The sequence below is a fragment of the Candidatus Buchananbacteria bacterium genome (assembly GCA_013359225.1).
Taxonomy (GTDB): domain Bacteria; phylum Patescibacteriota; class Patescibacteriia; order Buchananbacterales; family UBA6539; genus JABWCG01.
Window position 1 is genome coordinate 507,144 of sequence record JABWCG010000001.1, and the last position, 16,136, is coordinate 523,279.

Genomic DNA, 16,136 nt, shown 5'->3' on the forward strand with positions numbered 1-16,136 from the left:
AGTATTTAACTATAAATATATGAAACTAAAGACAATCAAGGAAATGTTTGATTTCAAAGGACAAACGGTTGTCGTAACCGGTGGCGCCAAAGGAATCGGCTATGGTATTGTCGAACGTTTCGTTGAAGCCGGCGCGAATGTAGTCATCAGCGATATTGACGACCAAACTGGTGAAACCAAAGCAAAATCATTAGGAAAAAAAGTTGCCTACATCCATACCGACGTCAGCCAAGAATCTGACGTTCAAAATTTAATTAAAACAACCGTTGAACGGTTTGGCAGTCTTGATGTCTTTGTTAATAACGCCGGGATCTTTCCGACGATGCCGGCTCTGGACATGGATGTTGAACTGTGGGAAAAAATTCAAGCCGTTAATCTGCGCGGTGTGTTTCTTTGCAGTAAAGAAGCTGCTAAAATTATGGTCGCCAAATCAGGCGGCGTCATCGTTAATATTGCTTCTATTGACGCACTCCACCCAAGCCAGCCGGGACTTTCTGCCTACGACGCTTCAAAACACGGCGTTTGGGGTTTCACCAAAAATTTTGCCCTGGAGGTGGCGCCAAAAAATATCCGGGTTAACGCCATTGCTCCGGGAGGGATTGTCACCGAAGGCGTTGAAGCAATGACCCAAGGAGCAATCAAGGTATCTGACGCTCAAAGTGATACGATCAAACAGTTTGCCGCCAGAATTCCGATGGGCCGCATGGGTATACCAGACGACATCGCTAGTGTCACCTTATTTTTAGCCTCTGACGCCGCACGTTATATGACCGGCAGCATTGTCGTAGTTGACGGCGGTTATTTATTGACCTAATATGAGAATCTATAAGATTGCCCTATTTATTGCCGTTTTTCTGGGACTACTGATCACGAGTTTTGTTCTGCTTAAAAAAGAAGCCGACGAACCGGAAATGCGCTATGACGTTACTGTCAACGACTTTTCGTCTTGCGCCGAGGCCGGCAATATCGTGTTGGAATCATACCCCCGACAATGTAAAACAACTGACGGCCGAAGTTTCACCGAAGATATCGGCAACGCGCTTGAGAAAGAAAGTCTTATTCGGGCTTCTTCACCTCGGCCAAATGATCTTATTACTAGTCCGGTAAAAATTTCCGGCGACGCTCGCGGCACTTGGTTTTTTGAAGCCAGCTTTCCCATTGTCCTGTTGGATGGTAACGGTGATGTTGTTGTCCAGCATTTCGCCCAAGCCAAAACCGATTGGATGACTGAAAATTTTGTAGCGTTTGAGTCAGAAGTAGTGTTCACCAAACCAACCACCAAAAACGGATTGCTGATACTAAAAAAAGATAACCCGTCGGGTTTACCAGAATATGACGATGAATTAATAATCCCAATCCGTTTTGAATAGTGTAAGTAAATAAATCTGGAGAGATCGCATAGTGGTCTAGTGCGCACGCTTGGAAAGCGTGTAACCCGCAAGGGTTCGGGGGTTCGAATCCCCCTCTCTCCGCCAGGACAATTTTTTAAAAGGAGTCGGGGCAGAATTATACATATGAAAAAAACTACGCTTCATAATCAGTGGCTTGTTAAAGCGCCTGTCGAAGATGTATTCAGACTAATAACAGACTTCGAACAATTTCCAAAGCATTTCCCGAAGGTTGCCAAATCAATACAAATCAAAAAACAAGAGGGAAATTATTTAGAGATGGATGCAATCGTGGGGTCATTTGGCAAAGAATTTCCAGTAAGAATGAAAACTGAAATCCTTTCCGGCAAAGGGTTTATTTCAGACAATGATAGTTTTAAGTTTGGAACTTCTGGGCATGAAGAGTTATTGCTTTCCAAACATCCAGACGGTACCTTAATTGATTACACCTATCGTGTTTCAATTCATAAGGCATGGCTAAGAATAGTTGCGACGCCATTGATCCGCTGGTATTCAATGAAGTATTGGGAAAAAGCTGTGATAAATGAATTAAAAAAGGCACTTGAAAAGTAGCTGTCTAAATTCTAAAATTTCCAACCTATTCTGCCTTATTCCTGAAAATTCTTATCAATCACCATGAATGACAGCACTAAAACTATAACTTTTGAAGATTTTGAAAAAGTGGACATTCGCGTTGGGAAAATTATTGAAATCTCTGATTTCCCCGAAGCGCGCAAACCGGCATACAAGCTCAAAATTGATTTTGGTCCGCAAATCGGGATCAAACAATCAAGTGTACAGGCAGTGGGCGCTCATACGAAAGAAAATCTTCTCAATTCGCTAGTGTGCTGCGTGGTAAATTTTCCGCCCAAACAAGTGGGTCCGTTTCAGTCGCAGGTCCTTACTCTTGGCTTTAAAAATACCGCCGGTGACGGCTGGGTTCTGATTGAACCAAAAAGTGACACCATAACGCTGGGAAGTAAGTTAGCTTGACTTCATCAGACACCCAAACGTATTTTCGTTTTAAAAAGCCCCGCTAGCAAGCGGGGCTTTAATGATATACAACCTTATACGGTTTAAAGCATTGAATCAATAATTTGCTGGAAGGTGGCAATTGGATAAGCTCCCTTGACCAACTGATCATTAACGAAGGTTCCCGGAGTACCAGTAATACCAGCGGCTTGCGCTTCAGCGGCTTGCTGGTTAACTTTTCCGGCAAATTTACCAGTGTCTAAACAGCTGTCAAACTGAGACTGGTTTAAACCAAGCGTCTTGGCATAACCCTTAAGACTGGTCACATCCAAAGCACTTTGGTTAGCAAACATTAAATCATGCATTTCCCAAAACTTACCTTGTTCAGCAGCACATTCGGAAGCTTCAGCAGCTTTCTGGGCCTGCGGATGAATTGAATTGAGCGGGAAATGGCGGTAGACCAATCGAACGTCATCACCATATTGTTCAAGAACCTGTTCTAGCGTCGGCACGTGGCGCTGACAGAACGGACACTGAAAATCGGAGTATTCAAGCAAAGTGATCTTTGCATTCTTATTGCCCTTGATATGGTCACTGTCTGTGACCGGAGCAGTTTTTGAAACATCTCCAGAAGCCTCTGGAGTTGGGGTCGGAGTTGGGGTCGGATTAACGTTGGCGTTAACTGCAACGTTAGTATTTTTGGCCGGAGCGTTATTGCTTGGTGATCCGCCGGCCAAAAGGACGACGAAACCAATAACGCTAACAATGGCAATCCCCCAACCAAGCCCTAAAACCAAACTCTGCTTAGACGACATATCAAAAAAATCTTTTTTGTCTGGCATAATTTTTTTCTTAACTTGGTTAGTTAATTAATTATAAGTTACTTAATTGTACCAAAACCATTAAAAGCTAGTCAATTTTTGGCTTTCGCTTGTACCAATCGCACGCCTGCTCATAATTATACGCAGCTTTTAAGATTGTTGTTTCATCAAATTGCTTGCCAATCAACTGGAGTCCAACCGGCAGTTCCACCGCCCCGTCTTTAGGCTTAACAAATCCACACGGCACCGAAACAGCACAAACGCCCGCAATATTAACCGAAACCGTAAAAATATCGGCCAGGTACATTGTCAGTGGATCAGCAGTTTTTTCTCCAAGCCTAAACGCAACCGTCGGTGAAGTTGGCGTCAATAAACAGTCAACTTGCTCAAAAGCCCGGTCAAAATCCTGTTTAACCAGCGTTCTGACTTTCTGCGCCTTCAAATAATACGCATCATAATAACCGGAAGACAACGTATATGTTCCAAGCATAATTCGCCGTCTGATTTCCGCACCAAAACCCTGGGCTCTAGTTTCTAAATAATTATCAAGTAAATTTTTAGCATTGGCCGAATACCCGTAGCGAACACCGTCATACCGAGCGAGATTAGAACTTAACTCAGATGGCATAATAATATAGTACACTGCTAAACCGTACATCGCATGAGGCAAACTGACTTCCACCATTTCCGCACCTAAATCTTTTAACTTATCAATTGCTTTACGAACCGTTTTTTCCACTTCTGGATCCATACCATCAATAAAATATTCTTTCGGTACACCAATTTTAAGGCCTTTAATATCACGTTTTATTTCTGAAGCGTAATCAGGAACCGGCACATCCAAAGTGGTTGAATCATACTCATCGCGACCAGCCAGCTGACCCAACAAAATCGCTGAATCCTCGACTGTCTTGGTTAGCGGTCCGACTTGGTCAAGTGAAGAAGCCATGGCAATAACTCCATAGCGCGATACTCGTCCATATGTCGGTTTTAAACCAACTAAGTTCGTTAAAGCAGCCGGTTGCCTGATTGAACCACCAGTATCAGTACCAAGCGAATAAATACATTGATGGGAGGCTGTTGCCGCAACCGAACCGCCGGAGCTACCACCTGGTACCCGCTCCAAATCCCAAGGATTTTTCGTTTTGGCAAAATATGAAGTTTCTGTTGAAGAACCACAGGCAAATTCGTCCATGTTGACCTTGCCTAGCATCACGCCAGATTGCTCCTGAATTTTTTCAATCACGGTCGCGGAATATGGCGGGATGTAATTCTCTAAAATTTTTGAGCTACAAGTCGTTCGCACGCCCTTGGTGCAAAAAATATCTTTGGCGGCATACGGAATTCCCGTTAACGGTTTTGAAAAATCTGCCCTCTGGTCGGCCTCCTTAGCCTGCGCCAATGCCGAATCTTCAGTCAACGTCAAAAAAGCCTCAATTTTTTTATCGGTCTTTTTGATTTCGTCAAAACAAGCTTTAGTCAGCTCAACACTGCTAAATTCTTTTTTTTGCAAACCACTGCTTGCTTGAGCAATTGTTAATTCGTTAAGCTTCATCTTAAAAAACTGATTTAGTTCTGATCAAATTATCTTCAGAGTCCGGTGCCAACTGAATCATCTGCCCCCGGGCTTTTTTATCAAACTCTTTAACCTCATCAGGGCGCATCACATTTTCCAGACCGGTCACCTGGGCGGTTGGTTCAACGCCGGTTGTATCAATCTTTTGCAACTGTTCAACATACTCCAAAATCGAAGAAAGCTGAGCAGTAAACTTCTCAACCTCTTGATCATTCAAACCAAGTCTGGCTAAATGAGCGATGTGTTTTACTTCTTGGGCCGTTAAAGACATAAATAAAGCTTTTTATTACCTCTATAGTATATAGACAAATACCTGGATTGGCAAGCCTGTTTTTAGGCTCTAGATTCAAGCAAATCAAGCAATTCATCCTCGGAAATCACCCGAACTCCCAAGGCCTTAGCTTTGGCCAATTTTGAGCCTGGCGCCTCGCCAGCCACTACATAATCGGTGTGTTTAGAAACAGCCGACACCCAGTCACCGCCCGCGGCCCTGATTCGTTCTTTGACTTCGTCGCGACTCATTGAAGCGAGGGTCCCGGTGACCACAATTTTTTTACCCATCAGCTTTGTGGCGGTTACTCTCTTTTCCGGCGAAGTGATTTTTACACCCAAAGCCAACAATTCAGAAATTAATTTTTGATTTTCTTTCTCCTGAAACCATTGATAGATGCTTTGGGTCACTACCGGACCAATATCCGGCAATGCCTCAAGGTCCTGCCGCTTGGAAGACGCTATTTTTTCAATCGAACCAAAATGCTTAGCCAAATCAATTGCGGTCTCCTCGCCGACATGCTGGATACCCAACGCGTAGATGAACCGAGCTAATGGTATATTTTTTGCCCGATTAATTGCTGTAACCAGATTGTCAGCCGATTTGTCAGCAAAGCGTTCTAGACTAACCAAATCGTCTTTTTCCAGCCGAAAAATATCGGCCGGGGTTTTTAACAAACCCTCCTCCATTAACTGAGCAATAATCTTTTCCCCCAGGCCATCAATATTAAATGCCTTCTTGGACACAAAATGGACCATGCGACGCTGCTGCTGAGCAAAACATTTTGGATTGCTACAGTACCAATCAACGCTTTGAGTTTCACCTTTTTGAGAAATCTTTTTTTGCTCTACTGCAAAACCACACTCCGGACACCGCCGAGGCATCTTAAACGGTTTTTCACCGCCGGTTCTCATTTTATCCAAAACCGAAACAACTTCGGGAATAATATCGCCGGCCTTTCTGATAACCACCGTGTCACCAATTTTTACGCCCAAGCGCTTGATTTGATCTTCATTATGAAGTGTTGCCCGCTTAACCGTCGTACCGGCCAATTTAACCGGGCGCAAATGAGCTACCGGCGTCAAAGTGCCCAAGCGGCCAACCTGAACCTGAATGTCTTCAATAACCGTAGTCACTTCCTCGGCCGGAAACTTATACGCCACCGCCCAACGCGGTGCCTTGCCGACATATCCCAATTGCCGCTGTAAATCAACATCGTTAATTTTTACGACAACTCCGTCAATCCAATACGGCTCGGCCGCACGGCGGTGCTGCCATTGATCATGAAACGCCAAAACGTCTTTTAAATTTTTACAAATTTTATAATGTGGATTTACCTTAAAACCCAATTTTTTCAATGCCTCAAGTTCGTCGCGCTGGGTTGTTGGTCGTAATTCTTTGCCGCCCGACCAATCATAGACAAAACAATCAAGTTTGCGCTGAGCAACCACTTTCGGATCAAGTTGACGGATTGTTCCGGCAGCCGCATTGCGCGGGTTGGCAAACTCAGGCAGACCGTCGCGAAGGCGCTGTTTATTGATTTCCACCAATTGTTTTTCGCTCAACCAAATTTCTCCCTCAACAATCACATCAACAGGCTTAGTAAGTTTAAGCGGAATGCTTTGAATCGTTTTAATATTCTGAGTCACATCTTCGCCGATCAAACCGTCGCCCCTGGTGGCCGCAACCTTCAACAAACCTTTTTCGTATGTTAACACCACGTGCAATCCGTCAATCTTTAACTCACAAACATACTCCAACTCCAAACCGGAATTGCCAGATTTCTCTAAAATTTTTAAGCTACGTTCTTCCCAATCGCGTAACTCACTTTCTGAAAACACGTCATTAAAAGACCATTGTCGAACTTGATGTTCCACTTTAGTAAATTTGTCCAGCGGCTTGCCGCCGATTCGAGATAACGGTGAATCATCACGCTTGAGTTCCGGAAACTGTTTTTCCAATCCTGCCAATTCCCGCTGTAATGAATCATAAATTGCATCAGTAACTGTCGGATCATCCAAAACGTGATAGCGGTAACGCAAATCATCAATCTGCTCAACCAGCTTATCAATTCTTTTTTTTGCCGTTTGTTTATCCATACTTATTTCACAATTTCTTCTTCTGAGAAAATCACAAAGTCGTACAGTCCGGAAAGCGGCGGCCTAATCGGCGTACGCACTTTAAGCTCTTGGTGCGAACTGCCAAAATCAGCCTGAGAGTTGATAATCAACCGGCTTGGAATATCAAGCCGATTACTAATCGGATCAACATCAGTTGCCTTATTAAAAATTGACAAGTTAAACTGCCCGGCCGCGGCATCCGGCAAAATTGAATTACTTACCCTTAGAATATATGAACAATTCGGATTAATCGACGGGTCGCCGCTATAAACATTCACTAAATAGGTTGAAGATCCGCTACTGTTGATAATAATATCTCCGCGAGTAATCGCCGGCTCAGGCGGCGTAAATACGTTTGGATTGCAGTCCAGCGTCCCGCCGACTAGCCAGGTGACATTGCTTAATTCAGCTGCCAGCGTACTGCCTGGCGTGCCGGTTATTTCAAAAGATTCCATTCCGACTTCAAAACCAGCCACCTGATATGGATTGAATAAATCAATTTGGAATGATTCGCCAATATTCAAAAAAATTGAGACTTGCTTTTCATTAGTTACTGCAATATCCCACTGCCCGGGCAAGCCGGATAAGTTGCCCTCGTTTAAACTAATACATGGCACCGAATTACTGGGCGTAGTCAACGAACAGTACCCGGTAATCTGGCAAGTGGAGCCGGACTGAATTTTTGAGCAGTCTTCGGGTTTGACCGCTTCCTTGCGTCTTGTTTCATATAGCGCGCGTTCGGCACCACTTTCGGCCAAATAATATGATTGAATCGACTGATCAATCAGTCGGGATTGCCGAATTTCACTAATAATCAAATTACTAAAAACAACCGCCGTCGCTAATACCGAGGCGATAATTAAGATAGCCAGAATTAATACCATGCCCGATTGTTTTTTTTCTGTTCTTGCCATAGCTTAACGCTTATACACACGGCTTGATGTCGTGGTTTGAAGGAAAATTCTTTTTTGATCTTCAGGTTTGCCGCCAACTGATTCAAACCCCAAAACCATTGTTACCCTCGGCTGGACATCAAACGGCAAACAAAGACCGAGGTTGTCGTCGGCGCCTCCCAATGCGGCGTCATCGCAGCTTTGTGTCCCGCATGAAGACAACACATCAGCGTCCGGGTTACAAATGCAAAATCCCGTCAGACCGGAATTATCATTGACCGTACAACTGATTGTATTGTTCAAACAGCCATTCGCCGCCGGTTTTAATGAGTCGTTGCACCTTTCCTCGGCAAACGGATTTGTCACCGGATCAATATAAAAACGCAGGCTGACAATTTTTACTTCATTAACATCAGTCATTGCCGACTCCTGGCCATTTGCTAATAATTTCACTTCGCCGCCGGATAAATAAAAAATATAATTATTGCCGTCCTGATCAATCAACGACAATTCTTGTTCAAAACCGGCAATCCCGGTTTCACCATCGCCGTCATATACATAACTATAATCAATTTCCGATGTCCGGATTTTACGGACAATCGTCTCGGCAACATACCGCAAATTTGCCAGGGTCTGCTGGCGAAGTGAAGACTGGCGCTGAGAATTAAGCGCCAATAAAAAAACATTTACAATCACCACCATTAGTATCGAAAAAATACCAAGAACAACTAGCATCTCAATCAGGGTGAACCCTTGGTTTTTTTGTTTATTTCCACTCATACATCAAAGCTTCAACGGCGACTTGGCGGTTTCGACCGCTTTCCTGCCAGGTCACGACTGACCGCGCCTTAAGGCCAATTTTCTGTTCGCCGCTGTCACAACTGGTTTTAATTAAATCTTCGCCATCACTATTTTGACAAATTGATTGTAAACCAATTCTTCGAGAAAATAAGGAAGGTTGACCAAGCGCCGGATCGTGGCTGTAAACACCGCTTGTTGAGAGGTACAGCCGATCTTTACCTGGCACAATATTAAAATCTAGCTCCCAGCTGTTATTAGCCTCACTAAAAACGACCAGCGCTTCCGAACCGCCAACAAGACCAGCATCCCAATTAGTGCCGGAAAGCCAATTAGAATCTCTGATATTTCTAATAACTTCAAGACCTTCACGCGCCAAATTATTACCAACAACTTGCAGTTCGCTTTGGCGCTGGCCAATCACATTTGAGGTCGTCAGAGCTAATACCGCCGAAACAACCATAACCATAATTCCAATAGCAAAAACAGCTTCTAATAATCCCTGGCCTCTTTGCTGTTTAATCCCGACGGTCATATAAATTTCCGGTTACGCCCCCGCTCAACAATGAAACCATAAAAAATGCCTGCTGATTAGTACGGGAACTTTTTATTACCCCTCCAATATGCTTAAAATCGCTGCCGGCGTCATAATTGGCGACTGCGCCGCCAGTCTCGTCAAAAATTACTTCCAAATAATTGCCCGCGTCTTCCCAGCCGCTTTGACACGGTAATGTCGTAATCTCGTCAGTAACCGCACCACATAAATCAATGAGGGTAATATCTTTAAAATTAAGCGTTTGTGCTGGAATCAATTCACCATCCGAAAAACCGTTTGCTGACTGATCTAAAGCTGCATACATCTGCGCCGTACTAGGCGAATTCAAATTCAAATAAACACCATATCCACCGTCAGGAAAAGACTGATTAGCTAATAGCTGACCCCCCAAACTGTAGTTACGAGCGACTTTAAAAAGATTAACTAGCCGCTTGTTTGAAACGTCAATCTCGCCGCTGAATTGCGCTGTCCGAAAATTAGCCAGCACATAGCTAAACATAATAATGATGATAACAGCCGCCACCATCAGATCAATAAGCGTAAATCCGCGCGAAGTAGTCTGTTTCATCGATAGAATAAATTAAAATACCAATTAATTAATTCCCGGCCGTACAGCATGGTAATAAAGGTTGCTAATGTTAAAAACGGACCAAATGGAACTTCCGAAGACATTTTCTTTTTTTTCAACATCATTAAAAAGACGCCAACTGTCGCGCCAGTCAAATAAGCAATAAACAAGGCAACAAGTACAAATTTCCAGCCAAGCATTAATCCCATTACTGCACCGAGCCTGATATCTCCATCACCAACCCATCGTCCGCCTGAAATAAAATACTGGGCTGCAAAAAAACCGGCACCTATTGCGGACCCCAATAGCAAATCCGCAAGCCCGGCCCCAAGATAGATATTCCCCAAAAATGCCACAATCATCGCCGGAACGCTCACCCGGTCCAAAATCAAATAATGCTTCAGGTCATAAACAAATAAAACCATCAAAAAAGAGGAGAAAACTGAATAAATAAAAAATTTAGCACCCAAACCAAACACTGTATAAATCCAAACAAACATCAAAGCAGTGGCTAATTCAACCATGGGGTACTGCCAAGAAATTGATTGATGACAATTTCGGCACCGTCCGCGCAAAATGATAAAACTAATAACCGGGATGTTGTCATACCAATTTATCTGATATTTGCATTTTGGGCACTCTGACCGTCCGGACCAAAAAGATTTTTTTTTGCCAAGCCGAGCAATAACAACGTTCAAAAAACTACCGATAATCAAACCAAAAATAAATAATATAGACTCAAACATACTCATATTTTACCCTAAAAACCACCTTTCAAGCAAATAAGAAACAATTAGGGCCTTGCTATCTAGCAAGGCCCTAATTTAGGAAAGTCAAACCATTGTCAGGCTATTTACTGAATACCATCGGGAGTAGCCGTGTGAGCGGTTCCGGTCAAACCACCGGTTTGCCCCTCAAGCGTGAAAGTAATATTGTATGACGGACAGGGTTCGGAAGTACAGTTTCCGCCGCCACCGGCCGCTACTGATTCATACGTGTATGCCGCACCGCCCGGCGTTGGGTTTGAAGGAACCAAACCCATATAAATCGGGTCAGCACAAGTAGTATCAAAGCCACCGGAACCAAGACAGGTAACATCCGTACCTAAAGTGTAACCGTCACCGTCATCAACCGGGTAACTGCTGCTATCATTGAAATAAAGCTCCAGCGCTGTCTGAACTTGTTTAATGTCGGCAACGCGCTTCGCGTCTCTGGCCTTTTCTCGGGCCGAATTTAAAGCTACTACCGCCAATGTTGACAGTAAACCAATAATGGCAATAACCACCAACAATTCAATAAGAGTAAAACCTCGTTTTTTCATCTTTTCACCTCCTTTCATGGAAAAGAAATTATCAATTATATTAACTTACTAACAGTATACCACAAAAGCGACTTTTGGTAACTAATTACCAGACCATTCCTTGCGATATTGGATAAACCGGTGATATTCATGATTAAACGGCGCCGTGTCAAAATCAATCGCTTTTACCAAATAATCTTGTGATTTAACACGATCACCTTCCACTAAATAAATGGCCGCCAAGTTATAAAAATAGTGGCCAATTAATCCGTCATCAGCCGGGTTCTGATGAATCAAATCTTTAACCTCTAAAAGATTTCGCATTGTCCCAAAATAGTACTGTTGATTAGCTCGCCGTGCCTCTGCCAGCGACGGATAAGCACGATAGGCATAGCCGTTTGGCAGCGAAAACTTTTTTTCGTTATTATTTTCACTTGTTAATGGATAGTTGGCATATAGCGGCCGGTCTTTAACGCTGTCAACCATGGTGAAAAACGTGCGGCGGCGATCTTCAAAACTCAACTTATAGTGTTCATCAGGAATTTTAACGTTAACGGTTTTATAAAAGAAATTTTGCTCTGAAATAATATCAACATCGGGCCGGAAATTTTCAACCATCTTAAAGTAAATCAGCGCAAAAATTTCCGTATCGGTCTGTAGGCTTCCGTCGTAGGCAAAATAATAAATGCTGTTTGGTTCCAGGCTGGACAACAGACCCTTGGTATAATCATACGTCAACCAATAATCGCTTAAATCATTTTGTCCAAAATTCATTGCCACAAAGCTGACCGGCAGGCTTAATAAGATAATCAATAAAGTAGCTTGGACTACCGCCTTAAGCTTGGCGTTGTTCTTAATAGTATTTAGTAGAAATTGATATAGATAATCAATAATAATGGCTAGCCACCAGACTAAAACAAAATAAGCCGGCAAATAGTACACTCGGTACGTGTGGTCTATTCCTAATGCAAAACCGTATTTTCTTAAATAAATCAGACCAAAGCTGTTAAGTAAAAAAATGCCGACCGTTAGAGCTGCCAACGGCATATTTTTCTTCCAAAAGTACACTACGCCGCCGGCCGCTAGAATAATTGTTGGCCAAAAAAACTGCCGGTAAATATCATACAAAAATGACAACACAATGCCCGTCTTGGAATAGGAGCTACTGAAAGGATTAAGATCGCCATATTTAGCCCTGGTAATGTGTGCAACAACATCTTGCCAGGTAGTAATCGGTCCCCAATTATAAACCGCTTGTTGCCACGCTCGGATCGGAATATATAAATACACCGACAATCCAAGACAAAACAACCCAAACATTTTAACAATTAACCGCCAGTTAAAAATGATTTTTTTATTAACTAACAAAATAAACAAAGTAAACGCCGGGGCTAAAACAATTGACATCGTATGATTAGTCAAGCAAAGACCATATAGTAGCGAAAACCAATACAAGTATTTATCTTTTTGGTCTTGTTGCCATATCATTAGTAGGTAAATCAGTAAAGCGACAAAAAAAGTGTTTAATGTATACACTTCCGCCGTCACGCTTTGCGACCAAAAAATCAGGCTAAACGGCAACAACAAACTGACTAAAAAAGAAATAACATATCGGCTGATTGTTTTTTGAATTATCAAATACAGCATAACAGCTGTCAGCGCGCCGAAAACTGCTGACATTAAATTAATCCTCCAACCCAATGTGCCGAAAGGAATAAACGAAAAAATTTTACCAATCAACAGATACAGCGGAAACCCAGGCGGGTGAGGAATTCCCAATACATGAATGGCGGTCACAAACTCCGGACCGTCTTCGTTTGTAATGGTCGGAGCCAGCGTAAGTAAATACACCGCCATCACAGCGGTAAAAACCAGACTGGCACCAATAAAATTTTTGCGTAATAAAGTCTTCATTAATCCGCCTGAAAAATAATAAAATGCCACATATTAAAAATTATTTTTTTGCTGGTCACTTGTTTGAAGCCGGCGTCAAGAAAAATACCAAAACCCTCTTTCTTAAAGTCGTGAACATGCACATCTTCCCAGACCTGTCCTTTCCACTTAAGCCAAAACCACCAGACAATTTTAAACAGCCAATTCTCATTAGGAATAGCAATAATAAAATAGCCACCTGGCTTTAATAATCTTTTTACCTCTGCTAAAACCGCTTTAGTATCAGGCAGGTGTTCCATGACGTCAAAACAAGTAGCCGCAATAAAATAGTCGTCCGAAAAAAGTTTATCGGCCGGAAAATCAGCACGAACGAATTGAATATGAGGAAAGCGGGATTTGGCATACTCAATAGCTGATCCTGAAATGTCTACGCCGATTACCGGGCAACCACTCGCCGCTTGCACCACGTTAGTTAAATCTCCGCTATGACACCCTAAATCTAAAATAGTGCCTGTTAGTCGAAGCTTTTTAATTTCTTTGGTGATAATTTTAAAGCGTCGATGATGCCAGTACCGTTGCAAAAGATTTTTTTTAATCCCACGCTCGTAATAATCAACCGGAACGGCATTATGGATCCGGTCTAAGTCTTCTTTAGTGACCATAGTTTATATCTTGCTTTATTAACTTTTGAATAATCAAAAACGAAAAATACAACCAAAAGCAATAGCGTCAATGCGGTGATATTCCTTCCCATTATAAACGATTTTGGCTGATATTGAAATTTAACCTGGTGCTGTCCTGACGGAATAACTACCCCACTAAATGCGTTATTGGTTCGAATAATCTCCTGCGGCCGGCCGTCAATTGTCGCCTGCCAACCCGGATAAAAAGTTTTACTAACCACCAATAATTTCGGGGAGTTAACAACGACATCAAAAATCATTTCTTGATTTTGATAATCAATAACCGTGGCGTGATCCGACTCACTAAATCCAGAGTCAACTGCTATCTCAGTTTCTACCAGCGCCCGATCCTGGAATGAAAAATCTGTTCCAAACATCATGCTTAACGCCGACTCTTCGTCCGCAACCGTCTGAACGGTGCCAATCAAAAATGCGCGCGGAAGGAAAAACTTATTTTCATATATTTTTAACGGCGGCAAAAAATGCTGTCTGATTTCTTCTGCCAAGACCAGGTTATCTGACTTGATTTCATAAAAACTTAAAATGTACTTCACGTTCTGCATTCCCAAAACTTTCAGGGTTTGGTCCGGCAAACTGATCCATCCGTCCCGATGAACAAAAAAACTCTGATCAATCCCGGAAAATATGTGGGCCAGCCGGGCGTCAAGCTGTCCGCCCTCATTCCATCCCCGATCATTATAAAGCTCAACATTAAAAAGCATGCTCAAATTTGGCTGAAGTAATTCCCGTTCTTCCAAAAATAGCGCCATATTATTTTGCCAACCTTCGGAAAATTCGTAGGATTTCATCCAAGATAACTGATAAAAAAAGCTCGCCGTTCTGGCAAGCTCATTTTTTTGATGAAGAAATTCAGCGCTTTTTGGCATAGTAAAATACTCTGAGGGAAGAAAACCAACGTACTTTGACGCCATGAAAAATAAATCTGTTACTAATATAAGAATGACTATCATTGGCAAACCGATCCTCAAAAATTTTGACTTACTGTATTTTTTCGTTGCCGTTAGAAATCTTTTAAACTTGTCATATATCACGTCAAAGCCGATGGCGGCAAAAATTGATAAACAAAAAGTTAATACCAATAAAAACCTTTGAGAAAATCGAAACATTTTCATCCCCGGAACTATCTGCCAAGTCCAAAAATGCACCGGACTGAATTTACCCAAAATCAAAAGGAATGAAGCAATCGCAAGCAGCACTAGCACATAGTCAAGGGTACGTTTCCTAAATCCCTGATATAAATAATAAACCGCTAATAACAAGGAGATAATGCCAAAATAAAGACTACTTTCCCAAAAGCTGATGCCGGATCGGCTGTCAAAATTTCCGGTTGCCGGATTGCCGAAAAGGTAGGGTGAAAAAATAGTCAGCAACTGCGACGGTCTGAAGTTTAAAGCTACAGCAGTGTCATAATTAATCCACTCATTTCTAGTTGAGATCCGCGAAAGCTCATACGTCGGCAAAAATTGAATTGCACAAAGGCCAAAAGTTAAAATACCTACTAATAGCCATGAACCAAAAATCATTTTTATAGATCCTACGATGCCTTTTCTGCCGGGAATTGAGATATACCGCAAGACAAAATAAACAAAGCTTGCCACGATCGTGATATAGCTGATTTGAGGATGACCGGCAAAAAATTGAATTGCAAAAACCAGGCTTAATAAAACCAAGTATTTCTTGTTATACTGCTGCAAAATTTTTTCAATCACGTACCATGCCAACGGCAGCCAAATTGCCGCATTAATCAGATTCAAATGTTTAATTCTAAAAACAAAAAAACCGCTATAGCTAAAAGCGATTGCAGCTAACAGAGCAGCTGAACTGCTCAAACGAATCACCCTGGCATATAAGTAAGTAAATACTGACCCCAAAAAAAAGTTCGCAACAAAACTACACAGTACCGCCAATCCTAATGGTAAAAAAATAAAAAATAAAATATTTACAGGGTAAAATACGCCGCTTTGACCTTCCGCCAGGATCGGCCAACCGTTTCCTAATAGATTTGTCCAAAGCGGAAACTCGCCCCGACGAAATGAGTCGGCAACCGCGTCACGAAATGGAATATTAAGCTCCGTCAAATCACTGCCCGAATAATCTCCGGCATACGGAATGGTGCCCGTCAACAATTGGGGTAAAAATAAAAAAGCTGCCAATGCCAGCAACACCAGTAACGGCCAAATTTTCTTCCAAACCAATAGCATTAGTTAATTATATCATCTTTTATTTAGCAAATAAACAAAATAAATCCCCCGCAAAACGCGGGGGATTGGAAGCTT

17 protein-coding genes and 1 tRNA gene are annotated in these 16,136 nt (G+C 42.4%); 5 read left to right on the forward strand and 13 right to left on the reverse strand.

The features are described from left to right. Positions 1-19: 19 nt before the first annotated feature. The 5 genes from HUU49_02675 to HUU49_02695 all read left to right on the forward strand — a co-directional run bounded on the left by HUU49_02675 (position 20) and on the right by HUU49_02695 (position 2,381). On the forward strand, positions 20-814 hold the full coding sequence (locus HUU49_02675) for an SDR family oxidoreductase (protein NUM25510.1): 795 nt from the start codon (positions 20-22) through the stop codon (positions 812-814). A 1-nt stretch (position 815) separates the two neighbouring features. After that, a complete protein-coding gene (locus tag HUU49_02680) occupies positions 816-1,370 on the forward strand; it encodes a hypothetical protein (GenBank protein ID NUM25511.1) in 555 nt (184 codons plus the stop codon). 17 nt (positions 1,371-1,387) lie between these two features. Continuing rightward, positions 1,388-1,475 (forward strand) — tRNA-Ser (locus HUU49_02685). A gap of 39 nt (positions 1,476-1,514) precedes the next feature. Further along, a complete protein-coding gene (locus HUU49_02690) occupies positions 1,515-1,961 on the forward strand; it encodes a hypothetical protein (GenBank protein NUM25512.1) in 447 nt (148 codons plus the stop codon). Between the two features lie 63 nt (positions 1,962-2,024). Continuing rightward, on the forward strand, positions 2,025-2,381 hold the full coding sequence (locus tag HUU49_02695) for a tRNA-binding protein (protein NUM25513.1): 357 nt from the start codon (positions 2,025-2,027) through the stop codon (positions 2,379-2,381). Positions 2,382-2,464: 83 nt separating this feature from the next. Here HUU49_02695 and HUU49_02700 read toward each other — a convergent pair whose 3' ends face one another. From HUU49_02700 to HUU49_02760, 13 genes are all read right to left on the reverse strand, one after another. After that, positions 2,465-3,202: a thioredoxin domain-containing protein gene (locus HUU49_02700; GenBank protein ID NUM25514.1), complete on the reverse strand. Its 738-nt coding sequence runs from the start codon at positions 3,200-3,202 to the stop codon at positions 2,465-2,467. 67 nt (positions 3,203-3,269) lie between these two features. Beyond that, the gene (gene gatA / locus HUU49_02705; GenBank protein ID NUM25515.1) at positions 3,270-4,736 is read right to left on the reverse strand and encodes an Asp-tRNA(Asn)/Glu-tRNA(Gln) amidotransferase subunit GatA; all 1,467 of its coding nucleotides are present in this window, start codon (positions 4,734-4,736) and stop codon (positions 3,270-3,272) included. Position 4,737: 1 nt separating this feature from the next. Continuing rightward, on the reverse strand, positions 4,738-5,028 hold the full coding sequence (gene gatC / locus HUU49_02710) for an Asp-tRNA(Asn)/Glu-tRNA(Gln) amidotransferase subunit GatC (GenBank protein ID NUM25516.1): 291 nt from the start codon (positions 5,026-5,028) through the stop codon (positions 4,738-4,740). A 62-nt stretch (positions 5,029-5,090) separates the two neighbouring features. Then, complete coding sequence (gene ligA / locus HUU49_02715) at positions 5,091-7,127, reverse strand: NAD-dependent DNA ligase LigA (protein ID NUM25517.1); 2,037 nt, start codon at positions 7,125-7,127, stop codon at positions 5,091-5,093. 2 nt (positions 7,128-7,129) lie between these two features. After that, a complete protein-coding gene (locus HUU49_02720) occupies positions 7,130-8,062 on the reverse strand; it encodes a hypothetical protein (GenBank protein ID NUM25518.1) in 933 nt (310 codons plus the stop codon). 3 nt (positions 8,063-8,065) lie between these two features. Next, the gene (locus tag HUU49_02725; protein ID NUM25519.1) at positions 8,066-8,821 is read right to left on the reverse strand and encodes a type II secretion system protein; all 756 of its coding nucleotides are present in this window, start codon (positions 8,819-8,821) and stop codon (positions 8,066-8,068) included. Next, a complete protein-coding gene (locus HUU49_02730) occupies positions 8,808-9,374 on the reverse strand; it encodes a hypothetical protein (protein ID NUM25520.1) in 567 nt (188 codons plus the stop codon). Before HUU49_02730 ends, HUU49_02725 begins: the two co-directional genes overlap by 14 nt. Then, entirely contained in the window at positions 9,358-9,963 is a 606-nt protein-coding gene (locus HUU49_02735; protein ID NUM25521.1) for a type II secretion system protein, read from the reverse strand. Before HUU49_02735 ends, HUU49_02730 begins: the two co-directional genes overlap by 17 nt. Continuing rightward, positions 9,960-10,709, reverse strand: coding sequence for a prepilin peptidase (locus HUU49_02740; protein NUM25522.1), 750 nt, complete (start codon positions 10,707-10,709; stop codon positions 9,960-9,962). Before HUU49_02740 ends, HUU49_02735 begins: the two co-directional genes overlap by 4 nt. 107 nt (positions 10,710-10,816) lie before the next feature. Then, positions 10,817-11,302, reverse strand: coding sequence for a type II secretion system protein (locus HUU49_02745; protein NUM25523.1), 486 nt, complete (start codon positions 11,300-11,302; stop codon positions 10,817-10,819). A 63-nt stretch (positions 11,303-11,365) separates the two neighbouring features. Further along, the gene (locus tag HUU49_02750) at positions 11,366-13,177 is read right to left on the reverse strand and encodes a DUF2723 domain-containing protein (GenBank protein NUM25524.1); all 1,812 of its coding nucleotides are present in this window, start codon (positions 13,175-13,177) and stop codon (positions 11,366-11,368) included. Beyond that, positions 13,177-13,818: a methyltransferase domain-containing protein gene (locus tag HUU49_02755; protein ID NUM25525.1), complete on the reverse strand. Its 642-nt coding sequence runs from the start codon at positions 13,816-13,818 to the stop codon at positions 13,177-13,179. Before HUU49_02755 ends, HUU49_02750 begins: the two co-directional genes overlap by 1 nt. After that, on the reverse strand, positions 13,797-16,061 hold the full coding sequence (locus HUU49_02760; GenBank protein NUM25526.1) for a YfhO family protein: 2,265 nt from the start codon (positions 16,059-16,061) through the stop codon (positions 13,797-13,799). The genes HUU49_02755 and HUU49_02760 overlap by 22 nt, the downstream gene beginning before the upstream one ends. Between the last annotated feature and the right edge of the window lie 75 nt (positions 16,062-16,136).